General features: G+C 41.5%; 10 protein-coding genes. 7 read left to right on the forward strand and 3 right to left on the reverse strand.

Annotation, left to right across the window (positions count from 1 at the left end; all coding sequences use genetic code 11):
• Window positions 1-157: 157 nt before the first annotated feature.
• The 3 genes from IQ263_RS18625 to IQ263_RS18635 all read right to left on the reverse strand — a co-directional run bounded on the left by IQ263_RS18625 (window position 158) and on the right by IQ263_RS18635 (window position 2222).
• Entirely contained in the window at window positions 158-1054 is an 897-nt protein-coding gene (locus IQ263_RS18625; protein ID WP_194069112.1) for a pirin family protein, read from the reverse strand.
• Window positions 1055-1199: 145 nt separating this feature from the next.
• Window positions 1200-1337, reverse strand: a complete 138-nt coding sequence (locus IQ263_RS18630) for a hypothetical protein (RefSeq protein WP_194069138.1) — start codon at window positions 1335-1337, stop codon at window positions 1200-1202.
• 492 nt (window positions 1338-1829) lie between these two features.
• The gene (locus IQ263_RS18635; RefSeq protein ID WP_194069114.1) at window positions 1830-2222 is read right to left on the reverse strand and encodes a helix-turn-helix domain-containing protein; all 393 of its coding nucleotides are present in this window, start codon (window positions 2220-2222) and stop codon (window positions 1830-1832) included.
• 473 nt (window positions 2223-2695) lie between these two features.
• Here IQ263_RS18635 and IQ263_RS18640 point away from each other — a divergent pair, with 473 nt between their 5' ends.
• The 7 genes from IQ263_RS18640 to IQ263_RS18670 all read left to right on the forward strand — a co-directional run bounded on the left by IQ263_RS18640 (window position 2696) and on the right by IQ263_RS18670 (window position 15993).
• Window positions 2696-4333, forward strand: coding sequence for an HAL/PAL/TAL family ammonia-lyase (locus IQ263_RS18640; protein WP_228050169.1), 1638 nt, complete (start codon window positions 2696-2698; stop codon window positions 4331-4333).
• A 229-nt stretch (window positions 4334-4562) separates the two neighbouring features.
• Window positions 4563-4895: a hypothetical protein gene (locus tag IQ263_RS18645; protein WP_194069118.1), complete on the forward strand. Its 333-nt coding sequence runs from the start codon at window positions 4563-4565 to the stop codon at window positions 4893-4895.
• A gap of 7 nt (window positions 4896-4902) precedes the next feature.
• The gene (locus IQ263_RS18650; RefSeq protein WP_194069120.1) at window positions 4903-6465 is read left to right on the forward strand and encodes a class I adenylate-forming enzyme family protein; all 1563 of its coding nucleotides are present in this window, start codon (window positions 4903-4905) and stop codon (window positions 6463-6465) included.
• 144 nt (window positions 6466-6609) lie between these two features.
• Window positions 6610-7731, forward strand: a complete 1122-nt coding sequence (locus IQ263_RS18655) for a 3-oxoacyl-ACP synthase III family protein (protein WP_228050170.1) — start codon at window positions 6610-6612, stop codon at window positions 7729-7731.
• 151 nt (window positions 7732-7882) lie between these two features.
• Window positions 7883-8641 (forward strand): SDR family oxidoreductase, encoded by a 759-nt coding sequence (locus tag IQ263_RS18660; RefSeq protein ID WP_333197074.1) that lies wholly within the window; start codon window positions 7883-7885, stop codon window positions 8639-8641.
• Window positions 8642-8893: 252 nt separating this feature from the next.
• Complete coding sequence (locus tag IQ263_RS18665) at window positions 8894-14329, forward strand: trifunctional serine/threonine-protein kinase/ATP-binding protein/sensor histidine kinase (RefSeq protein WP_194069122.1); 5436 nt, start codon at window positions 8894-8896, stop codon at window positions 14327-14329.
• A 389-nt stretch (window positions 14330-14718) separates the two neighbouring features.
• Window positions 14719-15993: a hybrid sensor histidine kinase/response regulator gene (locus tag IQ263_RS18670; RefSeq protein WP_194069124.1), complete on the forward strand. Its 1275-nt coding sequence runs from the start codon at window positions 14719-14721 to the stop codon at window positions 15991-15993.
• The last annotated feature ends 198 nt before the right edge of the window (window positions 15994-16191 follow it).

Below are 16191 nucleotides of genomic sequence, written 5' to 3' on the forward strand. Positions count from 1 at the left end.
AGCCCTATCTTGGGGTTTTAACATCTCTTTTGGCGATCGCTCACTTTACTTCATTCTATATTCGCGAATAGCGAATGTAAGTGTTTGCTGCCTCGAATAGAGAAAAGACCAGATTCTGAATCAAAAAAACAGTTCATCAATAGATGGCTGGGGCTATTTACAACGGCTGTTCCGGTTGATTTGGCATTTCTTCTGGCAGCGGAATAAACTCTGTCTCTTGAGGAACCTGACCAAACCTTCCTTCTTTCCAATCGAGTTTGGCTTGTTCGATGCGCGAGTGCCTGCTCGAAACAAAATTCCACCATTTATGCCGATCGCCCACAGGTTCACCGCCAATCACAATACAGCGAGCCTTGCCTGATGCAGAGATGTTTACTTTAGTCCCTGAAGTTAGAACTGCCAACCGATGCTGTGCTAAAGGCACTCCATTGATTAGAAGCCCCTCTGTAACGCTGTAAACCGCCTGTTCGCTGTAATTGCCCGGTAAGGTAAACTCTGTTTTATTCGTCAGTTGCACGTCCAGATAAATCATGGGTGAAAATATTTCAACTGGGGAAATGCGACCGCAAGCCTCACCCGCAATCAGGGCGAACGAAACTCCTGCATCCTCCCAAGCGGGTAGCTCGGTTGCCGGATGGTGCCGAAACCAAGGTTCGGTTTCTTCGTATTCGTCGGGAAGCGCTATCCAGGTTTGGATGCCGTGCAGGATGGCTTCTTTGCTGCGCTCGTCGTCCGGGGTGCGTTCCGAGTGAACAATGCCTCGCCCTGCCGTCATCCAATTCACCGCGCCGGGGCGGATTTCTTGAACGCTGCCGACACTATCGCGGTGCAGCAAAACTCCTTCAAACAAGTAGGTGACGGTTGCTAAGTTGATGTGTGGGTGCGGCCTGACATCGACACCCTTACCTGGTGGAAACACCGCAGGGCCGAGATGGTCAAAAAAGATGAACGGGCCAACCAGAGTTAGAACGTCTGAGGGAAGCAAGCGGCGGGCTTGGAATCCACCCAAATCTTGAATGTGCGGCTCGATGAGATGCTGAATGCTATCTGTCATGATGTTGGTGAAGTTGCGAATGCTAAGCCTGTGTCAACAGTGCATTATACAAAAAGCTATCCCTAGAGAGTTGTATCGGTGACTTGTTTAAACATTCCCAACGGAAAGCTTTTGTAGAGTGTCGAGTTCTCAACCAGCTTTCTGGTTACGAGACGGTGGAGAGTTCGTCAGCGACTTGAATCCGACCTTTGACCGAGGAGCGAATCAAACGGTCGAGCGAGTCGCGTTCTTTTTTGCTGGTGGACTGATCGAGGATAGCAACCATCATGCCGTAATGGGGCATTGTTCGACCTTGCCCCTAATCCTTTTGAATCCGACAAAATAAATTATTCTGGCAACTACCATTACATACTTACTAAAGCAAATACAATAGCAAGGAGAAGAAATAGCAATTTTTGAATAGGTTTATACTGTTTAGAGGGCATCAGTCAGGGCACGCCAACTGATGCTGACGAGGTGGTATCGAAGCCATATTTGAATTTGGTAAAATGGGATACTAGAATTATGAAAACAGAAGTTTGTTGGCTAGAGCGTTGATTTTATCTATGATTTTGACTTTTGTTGTGAACCGTCACACTTAGCTTCTTTTAAAGTTGCTTAAGGGAGACTGTCCGCTCTTTTGTAATTATTGAAATTTCAAAGGATTTCACTGATTGTGAGAGGTGATAAAAAATTAGTGAAATCAGCGTAATCTCTCTTGATTTGTGTTCAGCAATGGTTCAAGAATGGGTCAAGAGCTGTGGATTCTTGCCCGTACAAACGAGCGGTAAAATTATTAGCCAATTAGCTCCAAACCCTTCGCATGAGAGGAAACACCATTTTTAATCCGCGCTGCTACCACCATCAGTAGCAAGGCCAAACTGTCGTCAGAGAGTCCATCAACCAATATCTGCATATCTAACAAAGACTCTAGTTGCTTTGGCACTAACATCTGGCTGCTGTTGCCACATCCCTCTCTCCCCGTCAGCCGATTACAGAAGTAAACGCGGGCTCCCGGCTTAATCTCGTCCATTGCCTCGATTAATTTCCACAGCACCTCCGTAGAGATGCCTGTCTTGTCCCGCCGAAACTCAGAAATATGATTCTCACTAACGCCTGAAAACTTGGATAACTGTTTTCCAGATATCCCGTAGCGTTCAATAGTTATCCTAAAAATTTCGGAAATCATTGTAACGTTTTGTGAAAAAAATCTATGATTAGCCTTTAGCGGTGGTATTGTCCTGAAGTTATCGGTCAATAGCCCCAGTAACAGCCTAACAGCTTTAATAACTCAATTAATTATAACTCTGCCCGCATAATGTAGTGTCGGCGCAGTTTTATTTTGCCCTGAGGACAATAGACACCAACCGAATTTAAGCTTCCAGCCTTAACGCAATAAGGCTTGTAGATTCATCATCGGTGATGTCTAATGGCTGCGGCTTGTTTTACGAAACGAAAGGCAAGATTTGAATACGAATGGCAGATTATGGTATCCAGTCATATTTCTCTGTCATTTAATTCAAAGTAACATCCCGGTTTCGAGTGTGCTGTGACTAGAGTCACATTTGAGTGGCATCTATCTATAAATTTAGGGTCTAAGAAGTGTCAAGGAACTTAACAGAGCCGATTGCTCTAAAATTACCCAAATGGCCTGAGCCTAATTTGAGTAACGTAACTGTAGGGAATCGACGGCTGAGTGTAGAAGAAGTTACCAGGGTTGCCCGTTGTGGAACCAGAGTTCGGTTGAATGATGAAAGCGATATTGCTGAACGAGTGCAAGCATCCTGCGACTACATTGCAAATGCTGTCGAGTCGGGAAAGCCGATTTACGGAGTTACAACTGGCTTTGGTGGGATGGCCAATACAGAGATTGCACCCGAAGAAGCCGCGAGTTTACAAAACAATTTGATTTGGTTTCTCAAAGCTGGTGCAGGGCCAAAGCTGCCCACAGCTTGCGTCCGCGCCGCCATGCTCTTGCGAATTAACTCCCACCTCCAGGGCGCTTCAGGAATTCGGCTAGAGTTAATTGAGCGGATGATCACATTTCTAAATGCAGGAGTCACGCCTCACGTTTGTGAATTGGGTTCCATCGGTGCTTCCGGTGATTTAGTTCCCCTAGCGCACATCACGGGCGCATTAATAGGTCTAGATGACAGTTTCACTGTTGATTTTAAGGGCAGAGAAATGTCAGCCATTCAAGCGCTAGAAATATTAGATTTACCAAGAATAGATTTGCGCCCCAAAGAAGGGCTAGCAATGACCAATGGTACATCTGTAATGACCGGCATTGCTGCCAACTGCGTCCGGGATTCGCAAGTAATACTTGCCTTGGCAATGGGTACTCATGCCTTGACAATCCAAGGATTAGGCGGAACCAATCAATCATTCCACCCCTTCATTCACAAGCTCAAACCACATTTTGGTCAAGTGTGGGCTGCTTCCCAAATGGTCGAACTCCTCGCAGGTTCCTGCTTGAATCGAGATGAGTTAGATGGTTCCCACGAGTCTCGCGGCCATCATCCGATACAAGACCGTTATTCGCTGCGTTGTTTGCCTCAGTACATGGGGCCGATTGTGGATGGAATCGCAGAAATTACTCAGCAGATTGAAGTTGAAATTAACTCTGTTACTGACAACCCCTTAATCGATACCGAGAATCAAGCTAGTTATCACGGGGGCAATTTTCTGGGACAGTATGTTGGTGTGGGAATGGATCGTTTGCGCTATCTTTTAGGTCTGCTGGCTAAGCATTTGGATGTACAAATTGCGCTGTTAGCTGCACCTGAATTTAATAATGGTTTGTCGCCTTCTCTGGTTGGCAACACGAGCCGTAAGGTCAACATGGGATTAAAAGGTCTGCAAATAGCTGGAAATTCCATTATGCCGCTGTTGACTTTTTACGGAAACTCAATTGCTGACCGCTTTCCCACTCACGCAGAACAATTCAATCAGAATATCAATAGCCAAGGATTCGCTTCAGCTAATTTAGCTCGTCGCTCAATTGAATTGTTCCAGCAATATATGGCAATTTCCCTAATGTTTGCCGTCCAAGCTGTTGACTTGCGAACCCATCAAGTAGCCGGTCACTATGACGCGCGAGAGTGTTTGTCGCCACTTAGCTTACCGCTATATGAGGCTGTGCGCGAAGTTGTGGGACAGCACCCGAATGTTGATAAATCTTACATCTGGAATGACAACGAGCAATCTTTAGATATACACATTGCCATGATTGCTGCTGACATTGCACAGGAAGGACGAATTGTACAAGCTGTGAACCAGATTTTATCAAGTTTGAAGTAGGAAGCAGAAAGGAAAGGGGAAGAAATTTTGCCAAAGATTTACATTATTTCGTTCCCTTTTTCCTCTAGTTTTCTGTGTAAATAGGTCATTTGTAGCTAATAATAGCCTGCAAAACGGCGTAAAAGATGAGTTAAAAATTTAACTTGTTAAGAGCTGCTTGTCCCTTACACAAGCAGTCCCAATTTTGCGGCTGCAAAGGATTGTTGGACATTACTAGAAAGGCACAAAAATGGTTACTCACAATATTTCAGCTAACATCTCTGAAACTGCTTTTCAGCTAGATATTTACCCGAGTAAAAAAGCAGAGAGATTCTCAAATCAGCAACACTTTTTGACGGATACTGTTCGCCAGTGCGTCAAAATATATCAACTTGAACCGAGGGATTGGCAACAATTTTATCAAGCAATTCATCCTGGTTGCACGGGGGATGTTTCCTCAGAAAAAAAAGAGCGCTCAAAAGCTTTAGGTAGTGGTTTTCTATTTGCCTTAGCGACAGTCCACCAGTGCATCCAAATCATGAACACAAAACCTATTGTTTGGCAGCAATTTTACCGAGGATAAAACAGGGATGAACATTGCAGAGCATATCGAAAGAGGGTGTAGATTTTTTCCTCAGAAAACGGCTTTAATTTTTGAAGGTAAATCTTTTAGTTACAAGCAGCTAAATCAATTGGCAAATTGTGCTGCTAATGGTTTGCAAGGATTGGGGATTAAACGGGGAGATTGCGTTGCTCTCTTCCTGCCTAATATTCCAGAATTTGTCATCTCTTATCTGGGCATCTTAAAAATCGGAGCTGTTGCAGTTTCGATCAATGCAATGCTCAAAAGTGATGAAGTTCGGTTTATTCTAAATGACTGCACTGCTAAGATAGTAATTGCCACAGAATCATTGCGAAGGCAAGTGCCTGATGATGATTTAGCTTACCTTCAATACATTTTGATTGCTGAAGATGGAGTTATTAAGCCGCCGAGTGTAGTTGTTAGCCACTCTTCTCATACTTCTGGAAGTAAGCTGAGTTTAAGCTGTAAAGAAGTCAGTTTGTTACAACTGCTAGCAAATGCTTCAGCAGAAGCTAAAGCTATGGAAATGGAACCCACAGAACCCGCTGCAATTATCTATACATCTGGGACGACTGGTTTTCCTAAAGGAGCTGCGCTTTCTCATGGGAATGTGACTTCAAATATGCACTCTGTCAAGCACTGCTGCGGTATGAGGGCTGAAGATAGATTACTTTTGTATTTACCTTTGTTCCACTGTTTCGGTCAGAATTTTATTCTGAATGCGGGATTGAATGCTTGTGCGACTATCATTTTGCAGGGCAGGTTTTATCCAGCAGAAGTTTTGAAGGTAACGGCTGCGGAGCGGATTACCATGTTTTTTGGAGTGCCGACAGCCTTTGCCAAGCTGTTAGAAATTTCGCCGGATGAATGCAACTTTAACTCAGTACGCTATTATTTTAGCGCTGCTGCCAGAATGCCTTTGGAAGTTGTAGAGCAGTGGCAAGAACAGTATGGTCTGGTGATTCATGAAGGGTACGGTTTGACGGAAACTTCGCCTTTTTCTTGTTACAACCATTACTTGAAATATAAGCCTGGTTCTATTGGGATGCCAATTGATAATGTGGAAATGAAGGTGGTCGATAGTGAAGGTTCAGAAGTTAATGTTAGAGATGTTGGTGAGATTATTATTCGCGGCCCTAATGTGATGTCCAGCTATTGGAACCGTCCTGCTGAAACTGCCGAAGTTATGTCAAATGGTTGGTTTCATACTGGAGATTTGGGCTGGATGGATGAAGAGGGCTATTTCTACATTGTTGACCGCTTGAAGGACATGATTAATGTTTCTGGATTTAAGGTTTATCCAAGTGAATTGGAGCGGGTAATTTCTCAACATCCAGCAGTGGCTGAAGTGGCTATCTGTGGCGTTCCTGACAGAGTGAAAGGCGAGAACATTTTGGCGAATATTGTCCTGAATCATGGGCAAGTTGTCGCGCCAGAGGATGTGATTTCTTTCTGCTCTAAGCAGATAGCTGCTTATAAGGTTCCTCACCTTGTCCGGTTTGTTGATTCGTTGCCCAAGAATTCGACGGGTAAGGTTTTGAGGCGGGTTTTGCGCGAGGCGCATAGTTAAGCTCCTATCCTATCCTAGTCAGGTTTCCAACTCTTTAGGGTGTCTTACCTTGAGTTATGCTCTGCGAATTTTTAACCTGTCGCGGTTAGACACCCTACTCTTAATTGCCCAAAAGTTTACAATTTCATAACGAGTTACATTGTCATGTCTCAATCAGTAGGTATTCGATCAATAGCTGTTAGCTTTCCAAAAGAAGTTATTAGAAACGATTACTTCTTAGAAAACTATCCAGAACTATTAGACACAACAAAACAAGCAAGTTTTTCCAAGGCTTTTACACCTCTAGAAGGTGGTGAAATGAATGCCTGGACAAAGACGATGCTCCCATACGTATCCGATCCTTTCCGAGGTAGTATTGAGCGCCGGATGATTAGTGGTGATGAGACTTCATTAACTCTTGAACATAATGCAGCTTTACAAGCTATTCAATCAGCAAATCTGAATATTAAGGATGTTGATTTAATGATTGTTTCCTCAATGTTTCCACATCATAATATTATTCCCGGAAACGCAGCTTACTTAGCAAAGGAATTAAACCTAGAATGTCCGGCTTTCAATCTCGATTCAAGCTGTGCTGGTTCACTTTTTGCTCTTGAAGATGCTTGTTTGCGAGTGGCATCTGGGCGATACAAAAATATTTTGGTCGTAGCTTCATGTACATACTCTCGCTTTTGTAAGGGGGAAGCTTTTTCTATCTTCTCTGGTGATGGAGCGGGTGCTTTTTTGGTTGGTGAGTTGGAAGCAAATCAAGGACTTATTGGTGCAGAAATTACCAACACTAAAGAATCGTGTGGGGCTGTTTCTGCAGACCTCACAACTGACTTTCAAGGTCAACCAGTATTCATGGTTCGGGCAAACAAAGAAGCTGGTAAAAAAATGCCAGAATTATTCACGAAATACTTTCGTAAGTGCTGTAATAGTGCCTTAGAAAATGCTGACGTGACTTTGAAGCAAATCGATTTCTTTATTTTTTATGCTGCCACAGCATGGTACGTTGATTTCTGCGTAGAAGAGTTAGGTATTGATCCCACAAAAACAATCAATATTTACCCTCACTACACTAATATTTCTACAGCTTCGGTTGTAGTTGCCTTGCATCATGCAGCAAAGCTAGAAAAAATTCACGAGGGTGATTTGGTTCTTGTTTACGCTCATGGGTTTGTAGGTAATGCTGCCGCAATGGTTATACGCTGGGGTAAGGTTGCATTAGGCCCCATGCCAACTCCATCGCCAAGCTTCGCTTCATTAATGTTCCGGCAGCAGTAATGGTTTAATCACGTTCTAAGGTAAAGAATTTACCATTTGAATAAGTAATATTTTGTGGAAATTCTTTGCTTGTCGGGGGAGTAATCAATAAAAAACTTTATTTTTACTCCCCACACAGCCACATTTTAATTCATCAAAAATAAGGAGTTCAATGATGTTCTACTCAAGAGAATTCGATGGCAAAGTTGCGTTGGTTACTGGAGGATCTTCTGGTATAGGTAAAGCAACAGCATTGGCATTTGCCCGTGCAGGCGCGAATGTAGTAATTGCTGGTCGCCGAGTTGCGGAAGGGGAACAAACAGTCCATGAAATTTGCGAAAGAGGTGGTGATGCCATTTTCATCAAGACTGATGTATCTAGGGCTACTGAACTAGAATCATTGGTTGACAAAACCGTAGAAATTTATGGTCGTTTAGACTATGCTTGTAACAATGCTGGAACTTTTGTTATGGGGCAGCTTTTTGAGTTATCAGAAGAGGATTGGGATCGTACAATTAACGCCAACCTCAAGGGAATTTGGCTTTCGCTCAAGTATCAGATTCCTATTATGCTTCAACAGAGGGGAGGTGTGATTGTAAATATGGCATCAATGTCTGCCATTATTGGTAATCCTGGTGTTTCTATCTATTCAGCTAGTAAAGGGGGAGTGATTGCCTTGACCCAATCCGCAGCGATCGAGTATGCAGCTTCTGGCATCCGCATCAATGCAATCAGTCCTGGGGTGATTAGCACTCCAATGGTAAATGATATACCCACGCCATTATTGGCGGATATTCAATCGAAGCATCCTATAGGGCGGCTTGGCAAACCAGAAGAAATTGCCGATGCGGTGGTATGGTTGTGTTCTGATAAAGCTTCGTTCGTTACGGGGCATAACATGGTGATTGACGGTGGATACACCGCTCAGTAGGGTAAATGCTCCAAAAGACGAGAGCGATGGTTAACAGTCGCGATTGTCTTTTATATTTCAAATACTTATAATATTTATATATTTTTCTCAACAAATTTATCCTCTCTAGCACTAGGCTTTCACACCCCATGTCAAATATGTGTATTATAGATAACACAACTTCTGTAGAAGTTTGTGCTACGTTGATTCCTTATATGGGTGCTGTTTTTACTCTCTACAGTCTGATTATCAAAAAATTGAACAGCTAAAATTATGCTAAAAATCAAAGGCTACCAACTTTTTCAACCCATTTATGAAGGCTTAAAAACCGTTATTTATCAAGCCGAACGATCCTCAGATAATACTCCCGTCATTATCAAAACTCTTAGATCTGAATATCCCACCCTAGAAGAAATCGCCCGCCTCCGACATGAATACAATATCCTCCAAAGTTTAAAGATAGAAGGAATTATTAAACCAATTGAATTAACAAATTACGAACATAGTTTAGTTCTGGTTTTAGAATACTTTGAATCTCAGTCGTTAAAAAGCTTTGTTAATGCAGAAAAACTTGACTTAAAGCAATTCTTAAATATTGCTATTCAAATAGCAGGAATCTTAGCTAAACTGCATCAAAATCAAGTGATTCATAAAGATATTAAGCCGCAAAACATTATTATAAATCCCCAAACTAGGCAAATAAAAATAATTGACTTCAGCATTGCCACCAGCTTGGAAAAAGAAACCCAAAGCCCAATGAATCCCAACTATATTGAAGGCACACTTGCCTATATGTCCCCAGAACAAACTGGGAGAATGAACCGCACCCTTGACTATCGTAGTGACTTTTATTCCTTGGGTGTCACGTTCTACGAGATGTTGACGGGTCAATTGCCTTTCGATTCAGTAGATGCAATGGAATTGATACATTGCCACATCGCGAAAAACCCCATCCCACTTCACCAACTCAATCCAGAATTACCGCTAACCCTGGCGAATATTGTCACAAAATTGCTGGCTAAAAATGCTGAAGATAGATATCAAAGTTCCTTGGGATTAAAAGCTGATTTAGAAGAATGTTTGACGCAACTGCAAACAACAGGAACAATTGAAGACTTTATTCCGGGTAGAGTAGATAAAACCGGACAATTCCTAATTCCGCAAAAACTCTATGGACGGGAAGCGGAAGTAGAAACTCTCTTACAAGCCTTTGATCGGGTCAGTTTAGGGCAAACCGAGATGATGTTGGTTTCTGGTTATTCTGGTATTGGCAAAACTTGCGTAATTCAGGAAATTCACAAACCAATTATCCGGCAAAGGGGATATTTTATTAGCGGTAAGTTCGATCAATTTAAGCGAGACATTCCCTATGCCGCTATTACTCAAGCTTTTCAAGAACTTATTCGGCAGCTATTGACACAAAATTCTGAAGAAATTGCTGTTTGGAAAGAGAAACTGCTTGTAGCTTTAGGCGAAAATGGGCAGATTATTATTGACGTTATTCCAGAAGTGGAACTGATTATTGGCAAACAACCTGAAGTTTCTCAATTAGGGTCTACAGAAACTCAAAACCTTTTCAATCGTATATTTCAGCAATTCATTCACGTTTTTGCTCAATCCGCGCATCCCCTCGCCTTGTTTCTTGATGACTTACAATGGGCAGATTTAGCTTCTCTAAATTTAATCGAACAGTTAATGACAGACTCGGATAGCCATTACCTATTAATGATTGGAGCCTATCGAGATAATGAGGTGAGTCCAGTTCATCCTACCATTCAAACTTTAGAAAAGATTGAGAAAGCTGGATCTGCCATAAATAATATTGTTTTGCAACCCTTAGATATTAGTCATGTCAGTGAGTTAGTCGGCGATACTTTGAGTGAGGTGGCTATCAGGGGCAACCGCATTTTTGAGTTGTCTGAATTATTATATAATAAAACTCAAGGAAATCCATTTTTTTTAACGCAGCTATTTAAAACTTTAGCCTCCGAAAATTCATTAACTTTTAATTTTGAATTAAATCAGTGGCAGTGGAGCATTGAGAAGATTCAAAGCTTAGGTATTACAGACTTCAACGTAGTCGAACTGGTAGCTAGGAATATTCGTAAATTGCCAGAGAATACCCAGCGAGTTATGAGATTAGCGGCTTGTATTGGCAACCGATTTAATTTGGATGTTTTGGCGATTGTCAATGAGAAACCTTCTCGCGATACTACGGAATACTTGTGGTCAGCTTTGCAAGCAGGTTTAATTTTGCCTCTGAGTAATGATTATAAAATAGCTTTATTATTTCAACCAGAAGATAAAAGTGAGTTGTTGTTTGATAAGTCGCGAGTCGGGTACAAGTTTTTACACGACAGAGTACAACAGGCAGCTTACTCTTTAATTCCAGAATCAGACAAAAAAGCAACTCACCTAAAAATCGGTCAATTGCTGTGGAAAAATACGTCTAGTGAAAACCTTGAAGAAAATATTTTCGATATTGTCAATCAGGTAAATATAGGACGGAAATTTATTGTTTCTCCTCAAGAAAAAGAAAAATTAGCTACTTTGAACTTGATAGCAGGGAGAAAGGCTAAAGCTGCAACCGCCTATGAAGTAGCTAGTAGGTGCTTAAATGTGGCGTTGGATTTGTTACCTGAATCAGGATGGCAAAGTCATTATGAATTGACGCGGGATATTTACATAGAAACACTGGAAGCAGAATATCTCAATATTAATTTTGAACAGGCACAACATTTGTCTGATATTGTCTTATCTCAGAGCAAAAACTTGCTAGAAAAAGTCCAAGTAAATGAACTAAAAATACCCTTTTATTTGCAGCAAAATCAGCCTCATCTATCTTTAGAATTATCTTTGCAAACTTTACAATTGTTAGGCGTTTTTCTTCCGAACAAGCCCCAAAAAATCAACATTCTACTGGAATTTATATACACTAAGTTAATCATCGCTAAACAGCCAATACCAAGTTTAGCAACTCTCCCCTTAATGACAGATCCTTACAAACTAGCAGCTATGCGTATTTTGATGAATGCTGTTCCGGCTGCTTTTATGTCAAATCCTGCTCTTTTCCCCTTGATAGTTTTTAAAATGGTTAGTTTGTCTATAAAATATGGAAATTCTCCTCTATCTGCCTATGGCTATGCGTCTTATGCTTTGTTAATGTGTGGCCCGTTGGGGGATATTGATTCTGGATATAAGTTTGGGCAATTAGCTCTGAAGTTACTAGAGATTGAAAAAGTCAAAATAAAAGTTAAGGTATTATTTCTTATTAATATATTTGTGAAACATTGGAAAGAACCAATAAAAGACGCTTTGCCAGGGCTTATTGAAGGTTTTCAAAGTGGCATAGCAACAGGAGATATAGAATATGCTTGTTATATGGCTTCTGGATATTGTCAGTATGTATTGTGGAGTGGAGAACATTTACAAAGTGTATCTACTACCCAAGATAAATATATTTCTCACCTCCATAAAAACAAGCAAGAAGCTAACCTTGAACTGAGTCAAATATGGAATCAGTTTGCTTGTAACTTAATGGGTGATAATGAAATTCCTTATTGTTTGAAAGGAGTAAGTTTTGATGAAACAACAAGGCTTTCTATTTTAAAATCAACTAATAATAAAACTATTCTAGCTAGTGTTTATCTAAGCAAATTTATTTTGCTTTATTTATTTAAAGATTATTTGGGAACTGTAGAAGTTGCTAAGTTAGCCGAAGAGTGCCAAGAAAGTATTAGCGGTCAAGTAAATATCGCTCAGCACAACTTCTACTATTCTCTAGCCCTCCTCGCGCACTATCCCACCACCACCAAAACCGAACAAAAGCAATACCTGAAAAAAGTAGCATCTCATCAAAAACAAATGAAAAACTGGGCGCACCACGCCCCTATGAACTTCCAGCACAAATACGAACTTGTAGAAGCAGAAAAAGCGCGAGTATTGAGACAAAACGAGACAGCAATAACCTACTACGAACGAGCCATCAACGGAGCAAAAGAAAACGGTTACATCCAAGAAGAAGCCCTCGCCAACGAACGCGCCGCCGAATTTTACCTCGCTCTCGGTAGAGAAAAAGTCGCCAAAACCTACATGACAGAAGCCTATTACTGCTACATTCGCTGGGGAGCCGTCGCCAAAGTCAGAGACTTAGAAGAAACATATCCCCATCTTATCTCCCGCACGCAGCAGCCTGAAACTATGAGCCTTGATCCCACTAGCACAACCACCTCAAACTGGACGACAACCTCTACTTCCAGCAATTCAACAGCACTTGACCTCGATACAATTATGAAAGCAGCGCAGGCGTTATCTGGGGAAATTGTTCTCAGCGAACTGCTAAGTAAATTAATGACCATTCTCATAGAAAATGCCGGAGCTACTCGCGGCTCATTGCTCACCCAAGCAACTTTTTCATCTAACCAAAGTGAGAATCAGTGGGTGATTTCAGCCACCGGCATCGTGGAAGGTAACGACCTCCAGGTATTGACCAATCCTCAACAACCTGAAGATAAAAATATTTCCATTTCTCTCCTCGAAAATGCAGTTCCAGCCTCGATTATTAACTACGTTGCTCGCACTAAAGAAACAGTTGTTTTAAACGATGCCAGCCACGAAGGAATCTTCAAAAAAGACCCCTACATCCAACAAAATCATCCCAAATCAATCTTGTGTACACCTCTGCTCAATCAAGGTCAACTTACAGGGATTATCTATCTCGAAAATAATTTGACCACCGTCGCCTTTACCGCTGACAGACTCACAGTCTTACAAATGCTATCGGGACAAGCTGCCATCGCCATTACCAATGCCAAACTCTACGCAGAAGTCAATCAACTTAACCAACAACTAGAAGCATATTCGGAAACCCTAGAACAGAAAGTTGAGGAACGAACCGCCGAATTAAAAATAGCTCAAAAACAAATAGTAGCCTCTGAAAAACTAGCCTCCCTCGGAGCCCTCACCGCAGGTGTTGCCCACGAAATCCGCAACCCCCTCAACTTCGTCACTTCTCTGGCTACTCTCTCAGAAGAATTAACCTCTGAAATCGCAGAACAAATAGACCGCCAATTCCAAAATTTAGACGCAGAATCCCTGGAATTAATTAACGAAAACCTGACTTATCTTAAGCGCAACGTATCAGAAATTAACGAACAAGGGCAACGCGCGAACAGCATAATTCAAAGTATGCTAATGCACGCTCGCAGTGAGGGCAGTAGCAGCCAAAAAACCGACATCAACGCCCTCGTCGCTCAAGCCCTACAATTAGCTTACCACAGCATTCGTGCCAAAGATAAAACCTTCAACCTTACCATTGAAACCGACTATGACCAATCAATTGGAGAACTAGATGTCGCCTTTTCTGACCTCAGCCGCGCTTTAATTAACATCATTGATAATGCTTGCTATGCCTCTTATATTAAACTATCTAAAATGACCGCCGATTTCAATCCCACAGTTTCTGTTACCACTAAAAATCTAGGCACTGCAATAGAAATCCGCATTCGTGACAATGGCATTGGTATTCCTAAAGAAAATCAAGAAAAAATATTTCTTCCTTTCTTTACTACTAAGCCTCCCGGACAGGGAACGGGTTTAGGTTTATCCATCACTCACGATATCATAGTTGGGCAACACCGAGGTAATTTGGAAGTGCAAACTGAAACGGGAAATTACACTGAATTTATCATTACTTTGCCCAGAAGTTGAATAGTTTTGGCGCTCAAGTGCAACCATTGGTGTTAATTTAATGTTAAATATTTAGATTAAGAAGAGGTAGGGACACGGGAATACCCATTAGTGTCAACTTAAGCTGAAACCCGCCAGGGACTTAAGTCCCTGTCTAATAGTTAAAGTCCTCTAAAGAGGACTAATGAATTATTTAGTCCTCTTTAGAGGACTTAAGCTTTGAGGCACGGACTTAAGTCCCTGACGGATTAAGGGTTTGACGTTAAGTTGACACCAATCGGCATTGCCGTGTCCCTACTACGGGCATCGATACCGATCAATTAATTTAATTTTTCACAAAATTTAAACAACGCGGTATAGTAAGCTAATGACCCTAGTTATTTTTACCATAGGATACAGAATAGCTCCCCATGACAGCCAAAATCCTAGTCGTCGATGATGAACAACTTTTAGAATACGTCATTCAACAAAAATTCAGGCAAAAAATTCGGAGCAAAGAAATTGAATTTGTCTTTGCTCACAATGGCAGAGAAGCCTTAGAAAAAATTGCAGAATTTCCACCATTTGATTTAGTGCTAACAGATATTAATATGCCCGAAATGGACGGGTTAACTTTACTAGAAAAACTCTCAGAAATCGACAATACATTAAAAGCAGTCGTCATCTCCGCCTATGGAGATATGCAAAACATTAGAACTGCCATGAACCGGGGAGCTTTTGACTTTTTGACAAAACCCATTGATTTTCAGGACATGGAGATTACTATCCAAAGAGCCTTAGAAACTGTTAAACAAGTCAGACAAAATTTAACAGAACTTCAAGAGGTGCAAACTCAACTCATTCAAAACGAAAAAATGGCTTCCGTGGGCCAGTTAGTTGCCGGAGTTGCCCACGAAATTTACAATCCCATCAGCTTCATTATAGGAAACATTGAACACGCCGAAAGCTACTTTCAAGAATTGATGACTGCTCTCAATATTTATCAACAACACTGCTCCCTCAATAATCCAGAAGTACAAACTCAACTTGAAGCTCTTGACCTCCCTTTTCTCTTAGAAGACTTGCCACAAATGCTCAGTTCTATGAAAGAAGGAACTGAGCGCATTCGGGGAATTAGCATTTCTCTGAGAACTTTTTCGCGGACCGATACTAAATCCAAAGTTCGTTTCAATATCCATGAAGGAATTGATAGTAGCTTATTAATTTTGAGACATCGGCTCAAAGCGAATGAGGGTAAACCCGAAATTCAAGTGCTAAAAAACTACGGAGAATTACCCCCACTAGAGTGTTATCCCGGACAGTTAAATCAGGTATTTTTAAATATTATTGCTAATGCCATTGACGCATTAGAAGAATGGAATGCAGAGCGTAGCCGGGATGAAATTAAGGCGAATTCTAATAAAATTACCATTCGCACTTTCCTTACCGATGAGAGCGAAAAAGTTATCAAGGATAATTCCACTTCTCATGTTATAATTTCTATTGCTGACAACGGGATGGGGATGACAGAAGAAGTGAAACGGCGGGTATTTAACCACTTATTTACTACAAAATCTGTGGGTAAAGGTACGGGATTGGGTTTATCAATTTCGCGGTCTATTGTTGAAGAAAAACACGGGGGATGGCTCAGTTGTAACTCTACACCTGGCGAGGGAACAGAATTTATTATTGAAATTCCCACTTAAGGGTTGGGAACTGATAAAATTAACACTTACGCACAGGCTAGAAACCGAGTTTCTTCGTAGGTTTCTAGTGAGAATCTTCAATTTTGTAGATAAACCCGGTTTAGGAGCATAAGTCCTGAAAATGATGAGTTTTCTGTAGGAGCAGTGCTTTCCTGCCAGCCCCAACCTTACTTACGGTGCAGCCCCAGGGGGCAATCA

The organism is Tychonema sp. LEGE 06208, from assembly GCF_015207505.1.
In the GTDB taxonomy this organism is placed as follows: Bacteria; Cyanobacteriota; Cyanobacteriia; order Cyanobacteriales; family Microcoleaceae; genus Microcoleus.